Here is a 22,970-nt window from a genome sequence, read left to right as displayed (position 1 = left end):
GTGATTTCGCGTCCGGGACCAGCCACCAACCGCTGGCTCAGCGGGGGCGGCGGGCGGCGTGTTCGCGGGCCAGGACGGCGTAGGTGTCATCCGGGGTTCCGGGGGAGAAGCTGCCGTATTTGCGCTCGACGGCGGTCCGGATGAGGAAGTCCGCCAGTGCCGGGTTCTTGGGCAGCAGCGAGCCGTGCAGGTAGCTCGCCACGATGTTCTTGTAGCGCGCGCCTTCCTGGCCGTCGCGGCTGTTGTTGCCCGTGCCTTTGGCGGTGGTGCCCAGCGGCGCGACGCCCGGACCGAGGGTGGTCTGGCCGCTGTGGTTCTCGTAGCCGAGGACGGTGCCGAACTCGGGGGAGGAAATCGACACGTTGCCGATCAACCTCTGGTCGGTGCCGTGCGTCTCCACATCCAGGATGCCGATCCCGGGGATGACCGAACCCGTGCGGGTCTTGAAGAACTTCCCGAACAGCTGGTACAGGCCGCAGATCACCAGCATGGGCGTGCCGTTCTCGGCCAGCTCCTTCAGGACGGTCTCCCGCGACAGCAGGTCCTCCTGGATCACCAGCTGTCCGCTGTCCTGTCCGCCGCCGCCGACGATCAGGTCGACCTTCGCCGGGAACTCGTCGCCGACGTTGTATTCGAGCAGCTCCGGGGTGTAGCCATGCCAGCGCAGCCGCTGTGCCAGCACCAGGGCGTTGCCCCAGTCGCCGTAGATGTTCATGTCCCGCGGGTACAGCTGCACGACCCGGATGGTCCCCTTGCTGGGCGCGGGGGAGTCCTCCGGAGGAAGCTCGTGCCCGAAGGAGAACGGGGGGTACACGGGCTCATTGGCCGGCACGGACGCGCCGGCCGGGGACTGGGAGGTCATGAGACCACCTCCACTGCGGTGATTTTGGACAGCTCGCGGCGGATGGCCAGCATCGCTGTGTAGGTGCAGAAGACCCGCTTGGGTTTGTCCCTGGCGGCGCTGATGAAGGCGGCCAGGGCGGGCGCAATCTCGGTGTTCACCGCGCCGATCGGGACCTCGTCGTACTGCAGCCGCAACGCCATGTCGTAGGCGCGTGAGCCGCTCAGCTGGTCCACGCCGCCCCCGCGGAGGGTGTCGAATTCGACGTCCCAGAGCCAGGACATGTCCCGGCCGTCGGCGTAATTGTCGTTGATCGCGATCATCGTGGCGTAACCCGCGGCGGGAAAGGACTTCAGCCCGAGGCGGAAGCCGCTGGGGTTTTTCACCAGCACCAGGTCCAGCGGCAGGCCGTCAACGACCAGGCTTTCACCGCGTCCGAACGCCGGCGCCACCTGGGACAGTGCCTTCAGCAGGCCCTTGTTGTCCGCAACGGCCGTTTCTCCAGGGACAGAGTCCCTCACCGCGATGGCCCGGGCCAGTGTCAGCGCGGCCGCCGCGTTGAAGATGTTGTAGACGCCGCGGAGCTTCATCGTCGTGGTGGCCGTGACGCCGTCGTACTCAAAGTCCGCGTCCGCTGCACCCACCCGGCGCAGCACGACGTCGGCGTGCGGTCTGGCGGGAGCCGGCGGCACCGGGCTGCCGGGGGCCGCCCGCAGCTCGTCGTCGTTCGGGAAGGTGCTGAGCAGGGAGTCGTCGAGGCCGAAGTAGCTGACGTCGGGACCGTCGAGCGTGTCCGCGATCCGGGCGACGCGCGGGTCCTCGCGGTTCAGCACCACCGTCCCCGTGGTCTTGGACGCGATGTGCTGCAGCAGCTGCGCCGTCTTGTCGATCTCGCCAAAGCGGTCCAGCTGGTCCCGCAGGACGTTGAGCAGGAGGCAGTAGCGCGGCGGGACCTGGTTGACGAAGTGCACCGCGTGGGCCTCGTCCAGTTCCAGCACGGCGACGTCCGCGTTCAACCGTCCCCGCCAGTCCACCTCGCCGAGCAGCGCAGCGGCCACGCCGCGGGTGAAGTTGCTGCCGGTGCGGTTGGTGAAGACCTTCAGCCCCTGGCTCTCGAGCAGTTCCACCACCATCTTGGTGGTGGTCGTCTTGCCGTTCGTGCCGCTGACGACGGCGACGCCGTGCGGCAGGGTCGAGAGTGTCCTGCGCATGAAGCCCGGGTCGATTTTTTCGACGACGAGCCCGGGAAGGGCCGAGCCTCCGCCCCTGAGCCGGGAGACCCGGCGGACGAGCTTGCCGAGCGGAACGCTGAAGTAAAACATGCTTTGTAATATATCCCAGCGTCGGCATGGAAGCCCGCCGCGAAGCGGGACCGCGTGCCCGGCCGAGGGGGACCGCACATTATGCTGTTCGGATGACCAACCCCTCTACTGTGCCTCCTTCCCGCGTGGGAACAGGTCTCCGGATCGGTGTCCTGGCCCTCCAGGGCGACTTCCGGGAGCACCTGCACGCGATGGAAGCAGCCGGCGCCACGGGCGTCAGCGTCCGCCGGCCGGCCGAACTCGACGGCCTCGACGGCCTCATCATTCCCGGCGGCGAATCGACCACCATCGACAAGCTGTCCAGGGCGTTCGGGCTCCGCGACCCGCTGCGCCGGCGCATCCGCGACGGGCTGCCCGTCTACGGCTCCTGCGCCGGGATGATCCTCCTCGCCGACGAGATCACCGACCCCGCGAAGGACCTCGCCGGCAACCCGCAGCAGACGTTCGGCGGGCTGGACATCACGGTGCGGCGGAACGCATTCGGCCGGCAGCGCGAGTCGTTCGAGACGGATCTTGATTTCAAGGGCCTCGATTTCAGCGCCACCGCGGACGGCGTGGCCCCGGTCCATGCGGTCTTCATCCGCGGACCCTGGGTGGAACGCGTCGGCGGCGGCGTGGAGGTTCTCGCCACGGTTGAACCGTCAAGGGCTTCCCACCCCGAGGCGTTGGCCGGGACGGCTAGAATTGTAGCTGTGCGTTCCGGCAAGCTGCTGGCCACCTCCTTCCACCCGGAAGTGACGGGGGAGAAGCGCGTGCATGAATTGTTTATTCGAATGATCAGAGGAGAAGCGTAAAGCATGTCAGGCCACTCCAAATGGGCAACGACCAAGCACAAGAAGGCCATCCTCGACAGCCGCAGGGCCAAGTCGTTCGCCAAGCTGATCAAGAACATCGAAGTCGCCGCACGCATGGGCGGCCCGGACCTTGCCGGCAACCCGGGCCTGGAACTTGCCGTCACCAAGGCCAAGAAGACCTCTGTTCCCGCTGACAACATCGACCGCGCCATCAAGCGCGGTGCCGGCCTCACCGGCGAAGTCGTGGACTATACCGAGATCATGTACGAATGCCGCGGGCCGCAGGGCTCCGCGCTGCTGATCGAATGCCTCACGGACAACAAGAACCGTGCGGCCTCGGAGGTCCGGCTCGCCATTTCCCGCAACGGCGGCACCATCGCCGACCCCGGTTCGGTCAGCTACCTCTTCTCCCGCAAGGGCGTTGTCTCGCTGCCGAAGGACGGCCTGACCGAGGACGATGTCCTGATGGCCGTCCTCGACGCCGGCGCCGAGGAAGTCAAGGACAACGGCGACAGCTTCGAGATCCACTCCGAACCGACCGACCTCCAGGCCATCCGCGATGCGCTCAAGGACGCCGGCATGGAGTACGACACCGACGAGGCCGAGTTTGTGCCCTCCATGCAGGTGCCGCTGGATCTCGACGCCGCCAAGAAGTTCATGAAGCTCGTGGACGCCCTCGAGGAACTCGACGACGTCCAGAACGTCTACAGCAACGCCGACCTCAGCGACGAAGTGCAGGCCGCACTGGAAGCCGAGTGACCCTTCGCGTCCTCGGCGTCGATCCGGGCCTCACCCGCTGCGGGATCGGCGTCGTGGACGTCGAAAAGAACCGCCGCGCCACCATGGTGGCGTTCGGCGTCGTCGGAACATCACCCGAGGAAAGCCTGGACCAGCGCCTGCTGGTCATCGCCACCTCGATCGATGAATGGCTGGACCGGTACGAGCCCCACGTCCTCGCGGTCGAACGCGTCTTCTCCCAGCTCAACGTCAGCACCGTGATGGGCGTGGCCCAGGCCTCGGGCGTCGTGATCGCCGCCGCCGCCCGCCGCGGCATCCCGGTGGCGCTGCACACCCCGTCCGAGGTCAAGGCCGCCGTCACCGGCAGCGGAACGTCCAACAAGGATGCCGTCACCAAACTGGTGACCAAGATCCTCCGGCTCGACGCCCCGCCGCGGCCGGCCGACGCCGCCGACGCCCTCGCGCTGGCCATCACCCACGCGTGGCGGGCCGGGATCGGGACACCCAACCAAGGCGCAGCCACCACCGGGCCCGGGAGCCTGTCCCTGACCCCGGCGCAGCGGGCCTGGGCGGACGCCGAAGCCAAAGCGCGCCGTGCACGCTGAATGTCCGGCTGTCCTCCAGTAGATCTTGGTAGGGTATTCGTAGATATGTTCGGATAGCCGGGCCTTTCCCGGTTCTATCTTTCAGCTGAATTTTCAGGAGCCCGGCTTTGATCAGTTTTCTCCGCGGAACCGTAGCGCACGTCGGCCTGTCCTCCGCCGTGATCGACCTCAACGGCGCCGGCATGAGCGTCAACGCCACGCCGCAGACCCTCAGCAGGCTCCGCACCGGCGAGGAGGGGAAACTCTTCACCTCCCTGATCGTGCGCGAGGACTCCCTGACCCTGTTCGGGTTCGACAGCGACGACGAACGCGAGGTCTTCGATGTCCTGCTCAGCGTCAGCGGCGTCGGACCCCGGCTGGCGCTGGCTGTCCTGGCCGTGCACGAGCCCGAAGCCATCCGCGTGGCGGCGCACTCCGGCGACGGCAAGGCCTTCACGAAGGTGCCGGGCATCGGCCCCAAGGTCGCCGGCCGGATCGTGCTCGAGCTGGCTGGAAAGCTGGTGCCGCACGGCACCGCCGCCGGCACCCCGGCGCCGGCAGCATCCTCCGAAGCGGTCTGGAAGCCGCAGGTCGTTGCGGCCATGACGAGCCTGGGCTGGTCCGAGAAGGACGCCACATCCAGCATCGACAAGTCACTTGCTGATTCACCCGAACTGGCCGAGAAGGGCAACGTCGCGGAGATCCTGCGCGCCACCCTCCGCTGGCTGGGCCAGGACGGCGCCCGCGCCGGGAATAGGGTAGGCGCCCGTGGCTGAGCCGTCGATTGTCGCCGGGGGGGAGGAACCGGAGGAGCGGGTCATTGAGGCCGCCCTCCGGCCCAAGAACCTGCACGACTTCGTCGGCCAGCACCGGGTCCGCAAACAGCTCTCCCTCGTCCTGGAGGCCTCGCGGATGCGCGGCCGCAGCGCGGACCACGTCCTGCTCTCCGGTCCTCCCGGTCTGGGCAAGACCACACTGTCGATGATCATCGCGGCCGAGATGAACGCCCCGCTGCGGATCAGCAGCGGACCTGCCATCCAGCACGCGGGGGACCTGGCGGCGATCCTGTCCTCGCTTTCCGAAGGGGAAGTGCTCTTCCTCGACGAGATCCACCGGATGTCCCGGCCTGCCGAGGAAATGCTCTATATGGCGATGGAGGACTTCCGGGTCGACATCGTCGTCGGCAAGGGTGCCGGTGCCACCGCGATCCCGCTGGAACTCCCGCCGTTCACCCTGGTGGGTGCCACCACCCGCGCCGGCCTGCTGCCCGGGCCGCTCCGGGACCGTTTCGGTTTCACCGGCCACCTCGAGTTCTACTCCGTGGCCGAACTGGAACTCGTGCTCCGCCGGTCCGCCGGGCTCCTGGACCTCAAGGTCAATTCCGCCGGTTTCAGCGAGATCGCCGGGCGTTCGCGCGGCACGCCCCGGATCGCCAACCGGCTCCTGCGCCGGGTCCGCGACTGGGCGCTGGTGCACGGGATCGAGCAGATCGATGCCCGGGCCGCGTCCGCGGCGCTGGACATGTACGAGGTCGACAAACGCGGCCTGGACCGGCTCGACCGTGCCGTCCTGGAGGCCCTCATCATGAAGTTCGGCGGAGGGCCGGTGGGACTGTCCACCCTGGCCATCGCCGTCGGCGAAGAGACCGAAACTGTGGAAACCGTCGCCGAGCCGTACCTCGTCCGTGAGGGGCTGTTGGGACGCACCCCGCGGGGGCGGATCGCACTGGCGCCCGCCTGGACGCACCTGGGCTTCGCAGTGCCGCCCGGAATCTTCGCGCAGGACCCGCTGGAACTCTTCCGGGCCGACGACGAGGTCACGGACCCGGAGGACGGGCTGGGCCAGGACGCTGATCCGGAATGGATCCGTAACAGTCAATAGCACCGCGCCGTAACCTTTTCCCTCTAGACTGGTATGACGCTCGGCACGTTCGGGTCTTTGTTTCTGTGGGCGGGCCAGCACCTGGCCGCCGTCGGCTCGGCATGAATCCCTGCCAGCCGGCCCGGAGCGAAACCGACGTTGCTGTAAAACCAGCTACGCAAGTACAGAACGGAATTATCCCTGTGTTCGGACTTATTTCTGCCCAGACCCAGCCGCAGGCCGGCGGCGGTATCGACATCATGACCATCCTGTTGTTCGCCATGCTTGGCGTTTTCGTCTTCATGATGTTCCGCCGCAACAAGAAGACCCAGCAGCAGCAGTCGCAGCTCCAGTCGAAGTTCGCCCCCGGTGTTGAGGTCATGACAAGCTTCGGCCTGTACGGCCGCATCGTCGAAATCGACGAGGACGAGAACAAGGTCCTGCTGGAACTCTCCCCGGGCAACACCGCCACCGTGCACCGCCAGGCAGTCACCAAGATCGTCGAGCCGGTTGTCGCAGCAGAGGAGCCCACGGTCGTTCCCGACGACGCCTCCTCGCTCACCATCGACAAGGCCGGCAGCGACGCTCCTGCCAGCGAAGCCCCGCGCGATGAGACGCCGGAAGAAACCCTGCGCCGCCTCAACAACGAAGGCAGGAAAGACAGCTAGTCTGCCTGTTTGAGCTATCCCGCGAAGTAACGGCTGCGGGCAACCGCCGGAGCGGGCCCGTCGGGGCCGCCCGGCGGTTCCTCCGTAATTAATAGAAAGATCGACAATGGCACGAACTGGCCCCAAAAACTCAGCCCTCAGGGTGCTGGTTTGGCTCGGCGTTATCCTCGCCGTCCTGACCGCCGTCCTGGCAGGCGGCACCATGGCCGGCCAGGCGAGCTGGGCTCCCAAGCTCGCCCTGGACCTTGAAGGCGGCACCCAGATGATCCTGGCGCCCAAGGTTGAGGGCGGTTCGGACATCAACGAAGACCAGCTCAACCAGGCCGTGGCGATCATCCGCCAGCGCGTGGACGGTTCCGGCGTCGCGGAGGCTGAAATCAGCACGCAGTCCGGACGGAACGTCGTCGTCAGCCTCCCGGGCACACCGTCGAAGGAAACCCGTGCACTGATCCAGGCGTCCGCCGACATGAACTTCCGGCCTGTCCTGCAGGCCGGGCCCGGTGCAGCCGTCCCCGCGGAGTCCCAGACCCCGGAAGACCAGCTGCCCAAGCCCACCGCGGAGCCCACCAACGGCAGCGACATCAACTGGGTTACCCCGGAGATCTACAAGAAGTTCGAGACGCTCGACTGCGACAACCCCTCGCAGGACAAGCAGGAACGCTCCGACCCGGCCAAGCCGCTGGTCACCTGCGAACCGGCCTCCGCCAACTCGCCGGCGATCAAATACATCCTTGGCCCGGTAGAGGTCAAAGGCTCGATGATTTCTGGGTCCACCTTCCAGCTGCAGCGCGGCGCCCAGGGCGCGGTGACCAACGAGTGGGCTGTGAACATCCAGTTCAACGCGGAAGGTACCGCCAAGTTCAAGGAAGTCACCGAGCGGCTTTACCAGTTCTACGCCGCCGGCGGCGCCCAGGGCGGTTCGGATCCGAAGTCCCAGTTCGCGATCGTCCTTGACGACCAGGTCATCTCCGCTCCGCGGTCCCTCGCCGTCATCACGGACGGCCGTCCGCAGATCACCGGCGGGTTCACCGAGAAGTCGGCCAAGGCCCTCTCGGACCAGCTGCGCTTCGGCGCCCTGCCGATCAGCTTCGAGATCCAGAGCGAACAGCAGATTTCGGCGACCCTCGGCGGGGAGCAGCTCCGGATGGGCATGCTCGCTGGCCTGATCGGCCTGCTGCTCGTGGTGGTGTACTCGCTGTTCCAGTACCGGGCGCTGGGCCTGGTCACCGTCGCATCCCTCGTGGTGGCCGGCGCGCTGACGTACCTGGCCATCTGTATTCTGGGCTGGACAGAGAATTACCGGTTGTCCCTCGCCGGCGTCGCAGGCATCATTGTGGCCATCGGCCAGACCGCTGACTCGTTCATCGTTTACTTCGAACGCATCCGTGATGAGCTCCGTGAAGGACGCGGCCTCGTGTCGGCGGTCGAGAACGGCTGGAAGCGTGCCAAGCGCACCGTCCTGGCGTCCAAGGCCGTCAACCTCCTGGCCGCCCTGGTGCTGTACTTCGTGGCGGTGGGCAACGTCCGCGGCTTCGCCTTCACACTCGGCCTGACGGCCATCGCCGACCTCATCGTCGTCTTTATGTTTACCCACCCGACCCTGCAGATGCTGGCCAAGACCAGATTCTTCGGGGAGGGCCACCGGTTCTCGGGACTGGATCCGAAGAGCCTCGGCGCCGTTCCCCTGTACCGGGGCGCGGGCCGGCTCCGCACTCCTGCGGACAAGCCGGCGGCTGCTGCCGCGCTCCGCGCCAAGAACACCGGCGCCACGGCTGAGGCCGAACGCCGGATGACCATTGCAGAACGACGCCTCGCGGAACGACAGGAACAGCTTGCCGGTTCCTCCAAGAGCACGTCCAAGGAGGGCAACTAAATGGCCAGCAGCTTTGCCAAATTCGGCAATGAGCTCTACACGGGCAAGCGCTCGTACGACTTCGTGGAATCCAAGAAGATCTGGTTCCTGATCGCAGCCGTCCTCGTTGCGCTCTCGATCCTGCTGCCCGTCGCCAAAGGCGGGTTCAACCTCGGCATCGAATTCCGCGGCGGCTCGGAGTTCACCGTCTCCAACGTGAAAACCACCGACGCTGCCATCGGTGAGAAAGCCGTCACGGACGTCGTCCCCGGCAGCATTCCGCGGGTGGCAAACGTCGCCGGGAACACCATGCGCATCCAGACGGACAAGCTCTCCGACGATGAGACGCTGCAGATCAAGGAAGGCCTCACCAACGCCTACGGCGTGACCGAGAACGAGGTGACGTCCACGTTCGTCGGCCCCACCTGGGGTGCTGACGTCACCAAGCAGGCCCTGCTGGGCCTGGGGATCTTCGTCGGACTCGCCGCCGTGTTGATGGCGCTGTACTTCCGGACCTGGAAGATGTCCCTCTCGGCACTCGTGGGAATGCTTGTGACAATGTTCATCACGGCCGGCGTGTACGCCCTCAGCGATTTCGAGGTCACGCCCTCGGCCATCATCGGCTTCCTGACCGTGCTGAGCTATTCGCTGTATGACACCGTGGTGGTCTTCGACAAGATCCGCGAGAACACCTCGGACCTGCAGGCCTCCACCCGGCGGACCTTCGGTGAGGAAGTCAACCTGGCTGTCAACCAGACCCTGGTCCGTTCCATCAACACCATGATGGTGGCCATCCTCCCGGTGGGTGCCATCCTGTTCATTGGCGCCGGGCTGCTGGGCGCGGGCACGCTGCGGGACCTCTCGCTGGCCCTGTTTGTGGGGATCCTGATCGGTACGGCGGCCACGATCTTCATCGCTGCACCGCTCTACGCGTGGCTGCGGCAGGGCGAGCCGGAACTGGTCAAGCAGGCCCAGCGCGTGCACCAGCGCCGGGCCCAGGCTGCCGCCAAGTCCGACGCTGCGGCGGCGGCGTCCGCCACGGCCTAGCCGCCACGGCCCAGCCGGACAGCTCACCGCCGGGATGCCACCTGGCGGCCCCAACGGGCCGGAGAACGTCATTCCTGACGCTCTCCGGCCCGTCGCCGTATCGCCGCCGGTTATCGATGTATCCTGCCGCGGGAATACACTGGAAGAATTAACGGGTTCGGAGAGGTGCTCCATTGGAAGAACGTTCGACGCCGGTGCCAGCAGCGCCGGTGGATAAGGCTCCAGGCCAGGGTTCACAGACTGGTGTGGTGGCTCCCGGACGTGCCGATCCGCCTGTCCCCGTGGACAGCTCCGGGGCGCGCCCGACTTTCCCCGGCCGGCGTGAGCGCACCCGCTCCCGGCTTGCCCGGCTGACCGGGCGGGGCGCCCCCGCGTATTCCCCCATTCTCGAGCCGCTGCTGCGCACTGTCCGCGCCAACAACCCCAAAGAGGACTTCGACCTTATCCAGCGTGCCTTCGTCGTGGCGGAGACCTGCCACCGCGGCCAGAAGCGCAAGAGCGGCGATCCCTACATCACCCACCCGGTCGCGGTGGCCACCATCCTGGCCGAGCTGGGTCTCAGCGGGACCACCCTGGCCGCGGCGCTCCTGCACGACACCGTCGAGGACACCTCGTACACCCTGGATGACCTGAAGGCCGAATTCGGTCCGGAAGTGGCCATGCTGGTTGACGGTGTCACCAAACTGGACAAGGTCAGCTTCGGCGAGGCCGCGCAGTCGGAGACCGTGCGCAAGATGGTTGTGGCCATGGCCAAGGACATCCGGGTCCTCATGATCAAGCTGGCCGACCGGCTGCACAACGCCAGGACGTGGCGTTTTGTCTCGGCCGAGTCCTCGGCACGCAAGGCCCGGGAAACCCTGGAGATCTTCGCCCCGCTGGCGCACCGGCTCGGTATGAACACCATCAAGTGGGAACTGGAAGACCTCTCCTTCGCGGCCCTGTACCCGAAGGTCTACGAGGAAATCGTGCGGATGGTGGGGGACCGGACGCCGGAGCGCGAAAAGAACCTCTCCGTCATCCGTGACCAGATCACCGAGGACCTGCGCGCGGCCAAGATCAAGGCCACCATCACGGGCCGGCCAAAGCACTACTACTCCATCTACCAAAAAATGATCGTCCGGGACAAGGACTTCGACGACATCAACGACCTGATGGGCGTCCGGGTCCTGGTCGACTCCGTCCGGGACTGTTACGCGGCACTGGGCGCCATGCACTCGCGCTGGAACCCCCTCCCGGGGAGGTTCAAGGACTACATCGCGATGCCCAAATTCAACATGTACCAGTCCCTGCACACCACGGTGATCGGCCCGGGCGGCAAACCCGTGGAGATCCAGATCCGCACCCATGAGATGCACCGCCGCGCCGAATACGGCGTCGCGGCGCACTGGAAGTACAAGGACCAGCCGAACCGCACGGCGGCCGGGCCGGGAAGCCCGCGCGACGGCGACATGGGCTGGCTCCGGTCCCTGGTGGACTGGCAGCAGGAAACCTCGGACCCGGGTGAGTTCCTCGACTCGCTGCGCTTTGAGATCAACGCCCGGGAAGTCTTCGTCTTCACCCCGAAGGGCGAGGTCATGGCCCTGCCCGCCGGCTCCACGCCTGTGGACTTCGCCTATGCGGTCCACACCGAGGTGGGCCACAGGACCATCGGTGCCCGCGTCAATGGCAAGCTGGTACCGCTCAACAGCGAGCTGAACCACGGCGACTGGGTGGAGATCTTCACCTCCAAGGCTGAAGGTGCCGGGCCCAGCCAGGACTGGCAGCACTTCGTCAAGAGTGCCCGCGCCCGCAACAAGATCAGGCAATGGTTCAGCAAGGAACGCCGCGAGGAGTCGATCGACCGCGGCAAGGAGCTGCTGACGAAGGCGATGCGCAAGCAGAACCTTCCGCTGCAGCGCCTGATGACGCACGACGCCCTCGCCGCGATAGCCGAGGACTTCAAGTACGTTGACATCTCCGGCCTCTATGCCGGCGTCGGCGACGGGCATACCTCCGCGCAGTCCGTCATGGAGCGCCTCGTGGAGAGCCTGGGCGGCAATGAAACCCCCGAGGACGACCTCAGCGAGGTTTCCATCCCGACCCAGGTCACCAAAACCCGGTACTCCGATTCCGGTGTCGTGGTGCGCGGCGTGGACGACGTCTGGGTCAAGCTGGCCCGCTGCTGCACCCCGGTGCCGCCGGATCCGATCCTGGGCTTCGTCACCCGCGGCTCCGGCGTTTCCGTGCACCGGACGGACTGCACCAACGTCAGCGGGCTGCGGGAGCAGCCGGACCGGATCGTCGAGGTCGAATGGGCACCCACCCAGTCGAGCGTTTTCCTGGTCGAAATCCAGGTCGAAGCGCTCGACCGCAAGTCCCTGCTCTCGGATGTGACCCGGATCCTGTCGGAGAACCACGTCAACATTCTGGCGGCCAGTGTGCACACCTCCACGGACCGGGTGGCCATCTCCAAGTTCGCCTTCGAAATGGGCGATCCCAAGTACCTGAGCCACGTCCTGAGCGCCGTCCGCCGTATCGACGGGGTCTTCGACGTCTACCGCACCACCGGCAACCGGCGGCGCAGCTGACCTCAGCTGCTGCCGGGCGGTCCACCGGGCCTGTCCTCAGGGTGCCGGGCCGGCCCGCAGGTCTTCAAGTTTCGCCAGGGCTGCCCTCTTGTGCGGCATCCTCGGGGCGGCCTCCACCGCGAGCATAAGCAGCCGGAGGCGCAGGCCCAGCTCGGGCCTGGCCAGGAGGGCCCGCAGCGCCGGCACGGCCCGTTCGTGGTCCACGTGCAGGGCGATGTCCACGGAGGTGCGCAGCGGGCTGGAGACCATCAGCCCGCCCAGGCTCACGACATCGTACGGACCCAGGCGCACCTCGTGCAGGGTGCAGCCACGGGTGGACCTGAGACTGGAAATCCGCCGGCTGGCATCCACGAGCAGTGCGAGCCGGTCCGGTTCGGCGGCGCAGCCGTAGATCCAGGCCGCCGTCATCCTGCCTGCGACAACCCGCTGGCGGATGGCCGGACGGATCAGGATGGACGCCGCGCGGGCCCGGAGTTGCGGGGTGGGCCGTGTTCCGGGCGCCAGGTAGCCCTGCTGGGAGAGCTGCGTCAGCACGCCGTCGGACGCCATCGCCTGAAGCTCGGGCCACGAGAAAAGTGCCCCGGGGGAGTACAGCTCTGGCGGCGGCGGGTCCGGCGCGGAGGGGCCTGGAACAATGACCATACGGCCATAGTGTCCGGTCCGTTCAAAAGCCAACAGGCCCCGTCCCGGTCATGTGGATAACCGGTACGGGGCCTGACTCAAGCAGCTCGCTGCCTATTGCATGGCAGCTAGGAAAGTTGCATGGCGGAGGAAAGTTGCATGGCGGCTAGGAAAGCTCGCTCGCTGACTTCTCCAGCTGTTCCAGCCATGCCTCGCGGGCCACGAGAGCTTCCTTGGCGGCCTTGATCTTCCGTTTGTCGCCGGCCTTCTCGGCCCTGGCGAGGTCATCCCGGAGCCCGGCGATGGCGGACTCCAGCTGAGTCAGCGCGCTGTTGGTGCGGGCCTTCGTCTCCGGGTTGGACCGCTTCCAGTTCTCGTCTTCGGCCTGGCGGACGGCGTCCTCGACCTTCCGCAGCCCGGCTTCAACCCGTGCCATGTCAGCACGCGGAACCTTGCCGGCCTCTTCCCAACGGTCGCGGATGGACTGGAGCGCCTTTTTGGTGGCGGCGAGGTCCTTGATCGGAAGAAGCTCGCTGGCTTCCGCCAGCAGGGCTTCCTTGACCACGAGGTTTGCACCGTATTCCTGGTCGATCTCGTCGTTGGCTGCCTGCCGGTGGGTGAAGAAGACGTCCTGGGCGGCACGGAACCGTGCCCAGAGGGCGTCGTCGTCCTTGCGGCTGGCGCGCGGTGATGCTTTCCACTCGTCCATCAGGCGGCGGTATTCGCCGGCGGCGAAGCCCCAGTCGGTCGAGGAGGACAGTTCTTCCGCCTCGGCGATCAGCTTCTCCTTGACGGCCTTGGCTGCCGAGTTGGTGCTGTCCAGCTGGGAGAAGTAGGCGCGGCGATGGCGGTCAAAGACCGTACGGGCGGCACGGAAGCGCTTCCAGAGGGCGTCCTCGTTGCTGCGGCCGAGCCGGACGCCGCTCTTCTGCGCGGTCTTCCAGCTCTCGAACAGTTCGTTCATCCGGGCGCTGGAGGTCTTCCACTGGATCTGGGCCGGGTCGTGGCCTGCGATCTCCTCGGCCTCGGCGACGATGGCCTCGCGGGCGGCCAGCTCGGCAGCGCGGACGGCGTCGTGTTCGGCTTTCTCGGCCTTTTCGAGATCGGAGATCTGCGTGGCGAGAGTGTCCAGGCGGGCCTCGGCGGAGCGGATATCGCCCACCATGTTGCGCTCGGCCAGCTGCTCGCGCAGGTGTGTGACGGTCTTCTGCATGTCCGTGCTGGGCGCCTTGGAGCTGACACGCTGTTCCAGCAGGAGAATCTGCGCGGTGACGTCGTCGTACTTCCGGGCGAAGTAGCCCAGGGCCTCGTCATCGCTGACACCCGGGTACTGGCCGACAGCGTGTTCCTCGCCGTCGACAGTCAGGAACACGTGGCCGTCGCCTTCAACACGGCCCCAGCGTGCGGCTTCGGCCAGCGAGGCTGCGGAGGAGACCGACGCCGGTGCGGCGGCCGGAGCTGCCGGTGAGGGCTTGGCCTTCGGCCGGGCGGCGAACGCTGCCGGTGAGGGCGCGGGGCGCGCTGCGGCCGGAGCTTCGGGTGCGGTCTCCTCGGCGGGAGCCTCTGCTGCGGACGGCGCTTCGGCGGGAGCCTCGGGTGCGGCCGGAGCCTCTGCTGCGGTCTCCTCGGCGGGAGCCTCGGTTGCGGTCTCGCCGGCGGGAGCCGCTGCGTCGGCCGCAGTGGCCTCCGCGTCCGGCCCGGTTGCCGTCTCTGGCACCGTGTTGGTGGGAGTGTCGGTCGCCTGCGCTGTGCTGTGTTCTACGAACGAAGCCTCGGCTTCGGTTTCGTTGGCAGCTGCTGCTGACACTGTTTCGTCGGATTTCTGACTGTCTGTCACCGCTAGAAGTCTTTCGCTTGGAGGGAAATACCGGGGCCGTGGCCCAGAGGGCAACGGCTGGTTACTTCAGAGAGAACGAGTCTATCGTGACTGGTTCCGCGGGGGCGCCGTCTGTGGCGTTATCACCGGGTTTTAGTCCGGCGGCCGCAATATTTGCCACCACATCCAGGCCGGAGGTCACCTTCCCCACCACGGTGTAGCCGCCCGCGGCATCGGCCGGAATGACGGTGTCCTTGTACACGATGAAGAACTGGGTGCCGTTGCCGTAGGCGTTTCCGCCGCTTCTGGCGACGGCGATGGTCCCGGCCGGGTATTTGTTGTCCGGGGGAGTGTTCTCCAGCGGGCCCCAGGTGTAGCCCGGATCGCTGCTGCCGTCGCCGGCCTTGGAGCCGCACTGCAGCACGCCGAACGTTTCGGCCGTGGTCAGCCGGTGGCAGTTCAGCCCGGCGTAGAAATTCTGGTCCGCCAGGGACTTGAAGACGGCGGCCGCCTGGGGTGCCTTGGTGCCGTCGAGTTCGACGCCGAGCGTGCCGCTGTTGAGCCTGAGCTCGCCGGTGAAGGTCTGGCCGGCGGCCGTTTCAGGCTTCGGGATGTTGTCGGCGTTGCTGGGGGAGGCCGACGGCGTGGCGTCCGGCGTGGCGGACGGGCTGGTGAGCCCGGCCTGGGCGGCAGCGTATTCGGCCTCGGTTGGATTGGAGGAGAAGACCGTCAGCTGCAGCACCAGCGCAACGGCGACCGCTGCCGTTCCTGCGCCGACGGCGAGGACGTTGTCACGCTTCCGGCGACGGTCCTGCTCCTTGCGCAGCTCGCGCTTTGCCTCCATTTGCTGGACGCGCCGCTTGGCTTCGCGCGCGCTCCGTGAACTGGCCGCCAAAAGTCCTCCTGGGTGTAGGGCCGAAACCGGGACAGCGCCGGGGCGTCGTCGCGGGTCCAGCGGTCAAGCTGCCGGCAATCCGGGCCTACCCGGCCGCATTAGAAGATGCGGGCGCGGAAAGCATAAACTGACTGCCGCACACAGTTTATGCATGACCGGCCTGTCTGCAGCCCATCTGGTCCCGTTTCGGACGCCCCGTTTCGGCCCCGGCGCGGCGCGGAAGACTCCGGCCGGTTTTATCTGAGGAGAAAATCCACCATGGCACGCACCGCCTCCCTGTCCGGATTCCCCGAGTGGCTTCCCGAGGAGCGGCTGGTGGAGCTGCATGTGCTGGACACGCTGCGCCGGGTCTTCGAACTCCACGGCTTTTCCTCCATTGAAACCCGGGCCGTGGAGACAGTCGGGCAGCTGCTGCGCAAGGGTGAGATCGACAAAGAGGTCTACGGGCTGAGCCGGCTGCAGGACGACGACGGCGCAACCGCGACGAACGCGGAGAGCGCCGCGTCGCACAAGGGCGATCCGCACGCGCTGGCCCTGCACTTCGACCTCACCGTGCCGTTCGCCCGGTACGTCGTTGAAAACGCCGGGTATCTCGCCTTCCCGTTCCGCCGCTACCAGATCCAGAAAGTCTGGCGCGGCGAGCGTCCGCAGGAAGGCCGCGCCCGCGAATTCACCCAGGCGGACATCGACATCGTGGGCGACGGCGAACTGCCGTTCCGGTACGACGTCGAGATCGCGCTGGTCATCGCCGAGGCCCTCAGCGCCCTGCCGATTCCGGACTTCCTGCTCCGGATCAACAACCGCAAACTGGCCGAGGGCTTCTACAACGGCATCGGGCTCACCGACACCGCCGGAGTGCTGCGCAGCATCGACAAACTCGAGAAGATCGGCCCGGCCAGGGTGGCCGAACTGCTCAAGTCCGAGCTCGGCGCCACCGAGGAGCAGGCACAGTCCGCCCTCAAGCTCGCCTCGATCCGCACCCAGGACACCACCTTCGTGGCGCAGGTCCGTGACCTGGGGGTCAGCAACGGGCTGCTCGAGGAGGGTTTGACCGAACTGGAGCAGGTCATCGCGGCCGCCGTCCAGCGGGCCCCGGGCAAGGTCGTCGCGGACCTCAGCATCGCGCGCGGGCTGGACTACTACACGGGCACCGTGGTGGAAACCGTCCTGGTCGGGCACGAACAGCTCGGCTCCATCTGCTCCGGCGGACGCTACGACGCCCTCGCCAGCAAGGGCAACCGCAAGTTCCCGGGTGTCGGCCTCTCCATCGGCGTGACCCGACTCGTCTCCAGGATTCTGAGCCAGGACCTCGCCAGGGCAACCCGGTCCGTACCGACCGCCGTCCTGGTGGCGCTCAACAGCGACGACAGCTGGGGCGCGGCGCAGGACGTCGCCGCGGAGCTGCGCAGCCGGGGGATCTCCACCGAGGTCGCGGCAAAGGCCGAGAAATTCGGCAAGCAGATCAAATTCGCCGACCGCCGCGGCATCCCGTTTGTCTGGTTCACTGACGACGACGGCAAGCACCAGGTCAAGGACATCCGCTCCGGCGAGCAGGTCGACGCCGATCCGGCCACCTGGGCTCCGGCAGCGGAGGACCTGCACGTGCGGGTCCTGAAGGCCTAAGCCGCGGCCTTCCGCCGCCGCAGCACAAGGAAACGCCCGGCCAGGCCCACGGCCAGCACCGCCGCCATGCCAAGCGCCGAGGCGGGCGGCAGGGTGACGGCCAGGAGCAGGCAGCCGAGGAATCCCAGCACATTGAGCCAGCGGGGCGCATGCCAGGGACGCGTGGGCAGGGTGAAGGCAGCGGCGTTGGTCACCGAGTAATAGATCAGCACCCCAAAGCTGGAAAAGCCCACGACCGTCAGTACGTTGGTGGTCAGCAGCAGCACGATCACGGCGGCGGCGACAGCCAGTTCGGCAAGGTACGGAACGGTGTGGGCGCCGCCCACCCTCGCCAGCGGGGACGGCAGATCGCGTTCCCGCGACATCGCCATGGCAGTCCGGCCCACTCCCGTGATCAGCGCCAGCAGGGCGCCCAGGCACGCCGCAGCAGCGCCGGCCTGGACGAACGGGGCGCCGGCGCTGAGCTCCGAGCTGGCGACGGCGTCGAGCAGCGGCGCCGTCGACCCGGCCAGTTGCTGCGCCGGGAGCTGCCACTGCAGCAGCAGTGCCAGCCCGAGGTAGATCACGAAGGCGGCGGCCAGCGCCGCGAATATGGCCCGCGGGATGGTGCGCGTGGGGTCCTTGACCTCCTCGCCCAGGGTGGCGATCCGCGCATAGCCGGCAAAGGCAAAGAACATCAGCCCGGCTGCGGGAAGCACGCCCCAGCCGCCCGCCGCCGCACCGGCGCCACCGTCAGATGGAGCATGCGGCCCCAGAACCGCGGCGGCGGCCACAAAGGCCAGGGTGACGAGGACCACACCCAGCAGGATGCGGGTGAGCAGTGCCGTCCGGGTGATCCCGAGCAGGTTCACCCCGGTCAGGACCACAACGGCGGCCACCGCCAGTGGCGTCGCGAACGCCGGCGCCACATAATGGCCGAACGTCAGCGCCATCGCCGCGCATGACGCGGTCTTGCCGGTCACAAATCCCCAGCCCGCAATGAAGCCCGGCCATTCGCCCAGCCGGTTCCGCCCGTAGACGTAGGTTCCGCCGCTGGAGGGGTAGATGGCGGCCAGCTGCGCGGAGGCCACCGCGTTGCAGTACGCGATCACCCCGGCCACGGCCACCGCGAGGGCCAGCAGGGATCCCGCCAGCGCAGCAGCCGGCGCGAAGACCACAAAGACGCCGGCGCCCAGCATGGAGCCGAGCCCGATGGCGGTCGAATCGAGAACGCCCAGCCGGCGCTGCAGACGCTGGGGGGTGGGCAGGTCAGGGGACGGCGTGCTCTGGGGCCGGCTTGCCATGGCGGGAGGTGCCTTTCCAACGGGTAAACTCGAACGGGATCGTTCCTGTAGCGATCCTATTGAACATGAGTTCTGATTTCCCTCTGTCTTCTTCAGAAAGGCGTGCTGTGCTGCGCACACATGACCTCGGATCCCTTCGCTCCGAGCACATTGGACAAACCGTAACCCTCGCCGGCTGGGTCGGCCGGCGTCGTGACCACGGTGGTGTCGCCTTCGTTGACCTGCGGGACGCCTCGGGTGTGTCCCAGGTGGTCGTCCGTGAAGAGGAAGTCTTCCACGGGCTGCGCAACGAGTACGTGCTGCAGGTTACCGGCACCGTCTCCCGGCGCCCCGAGGGCAATGAGAACCCGGCGCTGGCCACCGGCGAGATCGAGGTCATGGCCGAGAAGGTCACCATCCTCAACACCTCCGAGCCGCTGCCCTTCCAGATCGACGAGCACGTCGAAGTCGGCGAGGAAGCCCGGCTCAAGCACCGCTACCTGGACCTGCGCCGCCCCGGCCCCGCCCGCAACATGCGCCTGCGCTCCGAGGCCAACCGCGTGGCCCGCGAACTGCTCCACCAGGACGGCTACGTCGAGATCGAAACCCCGACGCTGACGCGTTCCACGCCGGAAGGCGCCCGCGACTTCGTCGTCCCCGCGCGCCTGGCGCCGGGTTCCTGGTACGCGCTGCCGCAGTCCCCGCAGCTGTTCAAGCAGCTCCTGCAGGTCGGCGGCTTCGAAAAGTATTACCAGATCGCCCGCTGCTACCGCGATGAGGACTTCCGCGCGGACCGCCAGCCGGAGTTCACCCAGCTCGACATCGAAGCCAGCTTCGTCGAGCAGGACGACATCATCCGTCTCGGCGAAAGCATCGTCAAGGCACTGTGGAAGCTGATCGACGTCGAGATCCCGACGCCGATCCAGCGCATCACGTATCACGACGCGATGGCCCGGTACGGCTCGGACAAGCCGGACCTGCGCTTCGGCCTGGAACTCACCGAGCTCACCGAGTTCTTCAAAGACACCAACTTCGGCGTCTTCAAGGCACCCTACGTCGGCGCCGTCGTGATGCCCGGCGGAGCCTCCCAGGCCCGCCGCGCCCTCGACGCCTGGCAGGAATGGGCCAAGCAGCGCGGCGCCAAAGGCCTCGCCTACGTCCTGTACAAGGAAGACGGCGAGCTCACCGGCCCGGTGGCCAAGAACCTCACCGACGCCGAGCGCGCTGGACTTGCCGGCGCCGTCGGCGCGAAGCCGGGCGACTGCATCTTCTTCGCCGCCGGTGAGAAGACACCGTCCCGCGCTCTGCTGGGTGCCGCCCGCGTGGAGATCGGCCACCGCACCGGCCTCATCAACCCCAGCGACTGGGCCTTCTGCTGGGTGGTGGACGCCCCGATGTTCGAACCCGCAGCCGCCGCCGTCGCATCCGGCGATGTCGCCGTCGGCGCCGGGCAGTGGACCGCCGTGCACCACGCGTTCACCTCGCCCAAACCCGAGTTCATGGACAGCTTCGACAAGGATCCCGAGTCGGCACTGTCCTACGCCTACGACATCGTCTGCAACGGCAACGAAATCGGCGGCGGTTCGATCCGTATCCACCAGAGCGACATACAGGAACGGGTCTTCGAGCTGATGGGCCTGGACAAGGCGGATGCGCAGACGAAGTTCGGCTTCCTGCTCGAGGGCTTCAAGTTCGGCGCGCCTCCCCACGGCGGCATCGCCTTCGGCTGGGACCGGGTGGTCGCCCTGCTGGCCGGTGTCGAGTCCATCCGCGACGTCATCGCGTTCCCGAAGTCCGGCGGCGGCTACGACCCACTGACCCAGGCGCCTGCCCCGATCACGGCGCAGCAGCGCAAGGAAGCCGGCGTGGACTTCAGGCCGGAAGCCGCGAAGGCAGCCGCACCGAAGGCGGCAGACGTTAAGAAGTCCCAGGACGGCACCAACTAGCCTGACCTGTTCGGCAGCAAAGGCTCTCCGGGGAACCGGGGAGCCTTTGCTGTCGCAGCATCGGACGAGGCGGACGCAGGTTGCAGACGTGGCGGACGCAGACGTGGCGGACGTTGAGGCTGGAAAATGAGTGGGACGGGAGGGGACCCCATGGAACCGGAACCGATAGCCGGGCTTGAGGCATTGATGGATGCCGCGTGGCCAGCCGCCGAGCGGGTGGAATCCGGCGGCTGGGTGCTCCGGGCCGCCTCCGGCGTGACCCAGCGGGCCAACTCGGTCTGGCCCCGCGACCCCGGGGCGGACCCGGACAGTCTGGCGGCCACGCTCCGGGAGGCGCGCCTCTGGTACCGGAAACGCCGGCTGCCGCTGATCTTCCAGGTCTTCGAGGACCCGCATACTGCGCCGCTCAACGCCGTCCTCGACGAGGAAGGGTTTACCCGCCAGTCCGAGACCCTGGTGCTGGTCCGGGACGCCGGCACGGATTCCCCGCGGTCGGGCGGCGTGGAGATTTCCGCCGCGCCCTCCGCGGAGTGGCTGCGGCTGTGGTGGAGCGTGGACGGCCGCGGCGACGATGCTGCCCTCGCCGTCGCCCGCGGAATCCTCGAACGCTGCCCGTCGCTGTACGCCCTCGTGCGGGACGACGACGGCCGTCCCGCCGCCGTCGGGCGCCTTGCTGTTCCTGCCGGCAGGGCAGGAAGCCGGGGCGGGCTGTACTGCATGGCGACCCGACCGGACGCCCGGCGGCGCGGCTACGCCGTCCGGGTCCTGCACACCCTGCTCCGCGAAGGGGACGCCCGTGGCCTCCGCAGCTACTGGCTGCTCGTGATGGCCTCCAATGCCGGAGCCCGGGAACTCTACGCCCGCGCCGGTTTCCGGGCCGCCGGCCGGTACCTCTACCGGCAGGAACGGCCGAAACGGCACCTGACCGGCTGCTGACCGCCGCCCATGGGATTGCCCGCGCTCAGAACCTCAGGCGAGGATCCCCGGCGGTGATCTGCCGACCGGGTCGAGCTGGATCGATATAGTTGCGGCATGCCCGAGCTGATCGAACCTATCGGACGTTTGCGGGCAGCCTGGCTCGGGGCGCATGCCGAATGGGGTCCCGGCGTCCACGAGGACGGGTTCGGGCTCTTGCCGGCGGACGACGTCGATACGCCAGCCGGGTTCGCGGCCTGGCTGGCGCGGCTGGCCGGGGAGTCGGGGCGCTGTACGCACCGTTGGATTGTTGAGGGTGACCAGGTGCTCGGCGGGATCGCCCTGCGTCACGAGGGAAACGAGTTCGTGCCGTGGGCCGGACACATCGGATATGGTATCCGGCCGTCCGCGCGCCGGCGCGGACTGGGCACCTGGGCTCTAGGCCGGATGGTCGGCGAGGCGCGGGCACTCGGCATGGAGCGTGTGCTGCTTGTCTGCGAGGCTGAGAACGTCGCCTCGGCGAAGACGATTATGCGCCATGGCGGCATCATTGAGGATGCCGCAGGCAGCGGCGCTGTGCTGCGTTACTGGATCACTCTCGGTGAGCTGAGCGCCTGAGTCACGGTGCATCAGGGCAGACCGGCGGCGTTGTATCCAGGGACGTGCGACTGGATTGTTCAGGGGGCGGCCACCTGCGCGGGGACTGTCAGCGCGGCGGCTGAAAGCGCTCCCACGCCGATTGCCTGGTCATTCCCAGGGCCGCGCCAATGCGCGCCCAGCTGATTTTCCGTTCACGCGCGGTACCGACCCAGGCGCTCAGTCGCTCTTCGACCTGCGAGGCGACGGCGGCGACTTCCGGCAGGTCCCCTCAACGTCCTGGGGCTCAGCCCCGCCGCTTTCGCGTTGCTCAGCACATTCGCTGCCATGGGTGGCCTTGTTGCCTCGTTCTCCGCGCCAGCGATTCTGACCCGGCTCGGCATCGGAAGGACGAGGGTTCTCGCTGGCATCGCCTGCGTCCCGGCTGTCGCGCTGATGCCCCTTGCCCCGGTCCTGCCGTGGTTCCCGGCACTATGGCTCGGCGTTTCCGCGTTCGGATGGGCATTCCTGGTAGTGGTTATCTCGGTAGCCGGCGCCGGAATCATCCCGCGCATTGCCGTGTCCCGCAGGCTCGGAGCAGTTACGGCCAGCAGCAGGCTCTTTACCCTCGGCATCATGCCTGTCGCCAGCCTTGCCGGTGGCGCACTGTCCGCATGGATAGGTGTCCAGCCGGTGCTCTGGATCTGGGCACTCCTCGCTGGCGCCTCCGCGGTCCCAATCGCACTCTCGCCGATGCGGACCTGGACGGAATTTCCGGCAGGTTCCGACTCGTCAGTTCTCCCACTTGCCGGCTGACGATCAAGCTGGTCATGTGCTGGTGGGACCCAAGTGACTGCGGGCTGCCGAGGCGCGGGTAAGGCAACGGGATGCCGGGCCGGACGGCGGTTCCGGTGTCGGGCTGGCACGCAGAGCCGATGTCGATTTTTTGTCGGAGGCTCCCTCTAATCTGAAAGTGTGGATAGCCGGACAGCGTTGAGCGTGGAGAGCAGGGAGGCCCTGGCGGCTGTCGCGGCGTCCACGGC

Annotated in this window: 20 protein-coding genes; 14 read left to right on the top strand and 6 right to left on the bottom strand. The window is 67.4% G+C overall.

The genetic code is table 11. The features are described from left to right. Window positions 1-37: 37 nt before the first annotated feature. The gene (locus tag QCD75_RS18840) at window positions 38-862 is read right to left on the bottom strand and encodes a type 1 glutamine amidotransferase (protein ID WP_301230959.1); all 825 of its coding nucleotides are present in this window, start codon (window positions 860-862) and stop codon (window positions 38-40) included. Beyond that, window positions 859-2,163 carry a Mur ligase family protein gene (locus QCD75_RS18835; RefSeq protein WP_301230958.1) on the bottom strand — a complete coding sequence of 435 codons (1,305 nt, stop codon included), beginning with the start codon at window positions 2,161-2,163 and terminating at the stop codon, window positions 859-861. Before QCD75_RS18835 ends, QCD75_RS18840 begins: the two co-directional genes overlap by 4 nt. 92 nt (window positions 2,164-2,255) lie before the next feature. On the opposite strand from QCD75_RS18835, the gene pdxT reads away from it, so the two are divergent. From pdxT to QCD75_RS18790, 9 genes are all read left to right on the top strand, one after another. Next, the gene (pdxT, locus tag QCD75_RS18830) at window positions 2,256-2,957 is read left to right on the top strand and encodes a pyridoxal 5'-phosphate synthase glutaminase subunit PdxT (RefSeq protein WP_301230957.1); all 702 of its coding nucleotides are present in this window, start codon (window positions 2,256-2,258) and stop codon (window positions 2,955-2,957) included. Window positions 2,958-2,960: 3 nt separating this feature from the next. After that, complete coding sequence (locus QCD75_RS18825) at window positions 2,961-3,716, top strand: YebC/PmpR family DNA-binding transcriptional regulator (protein ID WP_301230956.1); 756 nt, start codon at window positions 2,961-2,963, stop codon at window positions 3,714-3,716. Beyond that, window positions 3,713-4,300, top strand: coding sequence for a crossover junction endodeoxyribonuclease RuvC (gene ruvC, locus QCD75_RS18820; RefSeq protein WP_301230955.1), 588 nt, complete (start codon window positions 3,713-3,715; stop codon window positions 4,298-4,300). Before QCD75_RS18825 ends, ruvC begins: the two co-directional genes overlap by 4 nt. Before the next feature lie 107 nt (window positions 4,301-4,407). Beyond that, window positions 4,408-5,055: a Holliday junction branch migration protein RuvA gene (gene ruvA, locus QCD75_RS18815; protein ID WP_301230953.1), complete on the top strand. Its 648-nt coding sequence runs from the start codon at window positions 4,408-4,410 to the stop codon at window positions 5,053-5,055. Continuing rightward, window positions 5,048-6,160, top strand: a complete 1,113-nt coding sequence (gene ruvB, locus QCD75_RS18810; protein WP_301230952.1) for a Holliday junction branch migration DNA helicase RuvB — start codon at window positions 5,048-5,050, stop codon at window positions 6,158-6,160. Before ruvA ends, ruvB begins: the two co-directional genes overlap by 8 nt. A 239-nt stretch (window positions 6,161-6,399) precedes the next feature. Next, a complete protein-coding gene (yajC, locus tag QCD75_RS18805; protein ID WP_301230968.1) occupies window positions 6,400-6,807 on the top strand; it encodes a preprotein translocase subunit YajC in 408 nt (135 codons plus the stop codon). Between the two features lie 106 nt (window positions 6,808-6,913). After that, on the top strand, window positions 6,914-8,680 hold the full coding sequence (gene secD, locus QCD75_RS18800; protein WP_301230951.1) for a protein translocase subunit SecD: 1,767 nt from the start codon (window positions 6,914-6,916) through the stop codon (window positions 8,678-8,680). Next, window positions 8,681-9,706, top strand: coding sequence for a protein translocase subunit SecF (secF, locus tag QCD75_RS18795; RefSeq protein ID WP_301230950.1), 1,026 nt, complete (start codon window positions 8,681-8,683; stop codon window positions 9,704-9,706). Window positions 9,707-9,879: 173 nt separating this feature from the next. Next, window positions 9,880-12,273, top strand: coding sequence for a RelA/SpoT family protein (locus QCD75_RS18790; RefSeq protein WP_441005518.1), 2,394 nt, complete (start codon window positions 9,880-9,882; stop codon window positions 12,271-12,273). A 36-nt stretch (window positions 12,274-12,309) separates the two neighbouring features. On the opposite strand, the gene QCD75_RS18785 is transcribed toward QCD75_RS18790, so the two are convergent. The 3 genes from QCD75_RS18785 to QCD75_RS18775 all read right to left on the bottom strand — a co-directional run bounded on the left by QCD75_RS18785 (window position 12,310) and on the right by QCD75_RS18775 (window position 15,605). Then, the gene (locus tag QCD75_RS18785; RefSeq protein ID WP_301230948.1) at window positions 12,310-12,915 is read right to left on the bottom strand and encodes a hypothetical protein; all 606 of its coding nucleotides are present in this window, start codon (window positions 12,913-12,915) and stop codon (window positions 12,310-12,312) included. Between the two features lie 145 nt (window positions 12,916-13,060). Continuing rightward, window positions 13,061-14,731: a DUF349 domain-containing protein gene (locus QCD75_RS18780; protein WP_301230947.1), complete on the bottom strand. Its 1,671-nt coding sequence runs from the start codon at window positions 14,729-14,731 to the stop codon at window positions 13,061-13,063. Between the two features lie 61 nt (window positions 14,732-14,792). After that, entirely contained in the window at window positions 14,793-15,605 is an 813-nt protein-coding gene (locus tag QCD75_RS18775; RefSeq protein ID WP_301230946.1) for a peptidylprolyl isomerase, read from the bottom strand. Window positions 15,606-15,863: 258 nt separating this feature from the next. Here QCD75_RS18775 and hisS point away from each other — a divergent pair, with 258 nt between their 5' ends. Next, entirely contained in the window at window positions 15,864-17,228 is a 1,365-nt protein-coding gene (gene hisS, locus QCD75_RS18770) for a histidine--tRNA ligase (RefSeq protein ID WP_301230945.1), read from the top strand. Here hisS and QCD75_RS18765 read toward each other — a convergent pair. Beyond that, on the bottom strand, window positions 17,225-18,511 hold the full coding sequence (locus QCD75_RS18765; RefSeq protein WP_301230944.1) for an APC family permease: 1,287 nt from the start codon (window positions 18,509-18,511) through the stop codon (window positions 17,225-17,227). The two genes, hisS and QCD75_RS18765, sit on opposite strands and share 4 nt — an antisense overlap. A gap of 107 nt (window positions 18,512-18,618) precedes the next feature. Here QCD75_RS18765 and aspS point away from each other — a divergent pair, with 107 nt between their 5' ends. The 4 genes from aspS to QCD75_RS18745 all read left to right on the top strand — a co-directional run bounded on the left by aspS (window position 18,619) and on the right by QCD75_RS18745 (window position 22,743). After that, entirely contained in the window at window positions 18,619-20,436 is a 1,818-nt protein-coding gene (gene aspS / locus QCD75_RS18760) for an aspartate--tRNA ligase (RefSeq protein WP_301230943.1), read from the top strand. A 150-nt stretch (window positions 20,437-20,586) separates the two neighbouring features. After that, window positions 20,587-21,372 (top strand): GNAT family N-acetyltransferase, encoded by a 786-nt coding sequence (locus QCD75_RS18755; RefSeq protein ID WP_301230942.1) that lies wholly within the window; start codon window positions 20,587-20,589, stop codon window positions 21,370-21,372. A gap of 96 nt (window positions 21,373-21,468) precedes the next feature. Then, a complete protein-coding gene (locus tag QCD75_RS18750; RefSeq protein WP_301230940.1) occupies window positions 21,469-21,969 on the top strand; it encodes a GNAT family N-acetyltransferase in 501 nt (166 codons plus the stop codon). Window positions 21,970-22,275: 306 nt separating this feature from the next. Continuing rightward, complete coding sequence (locus QCD75_RS18745; RefSeq protein ID WP_301230939.1) at window positions 22,276-22,743, top strand: hypothetical protein; 468 nt, start codon at window positions 22,276-22,278, stop codon at window positions 22,741-22,743. The last annotated feature ends 227 nt before the right edge of the window (window positions 22,744-22,970 follow it).

It is taken from the genome of Arthrobacter sp. PsM3, assembly GCF_030433895.1.
Taxonomy (GTDB): Bacteria; Actinomycetota; Actinomycetes; order Actinomycetales; family Micrococcaceae; genus Arthrobacter.
This window is presented reverse-complemented; position numbering and strand designations above follow the sequence as displayed.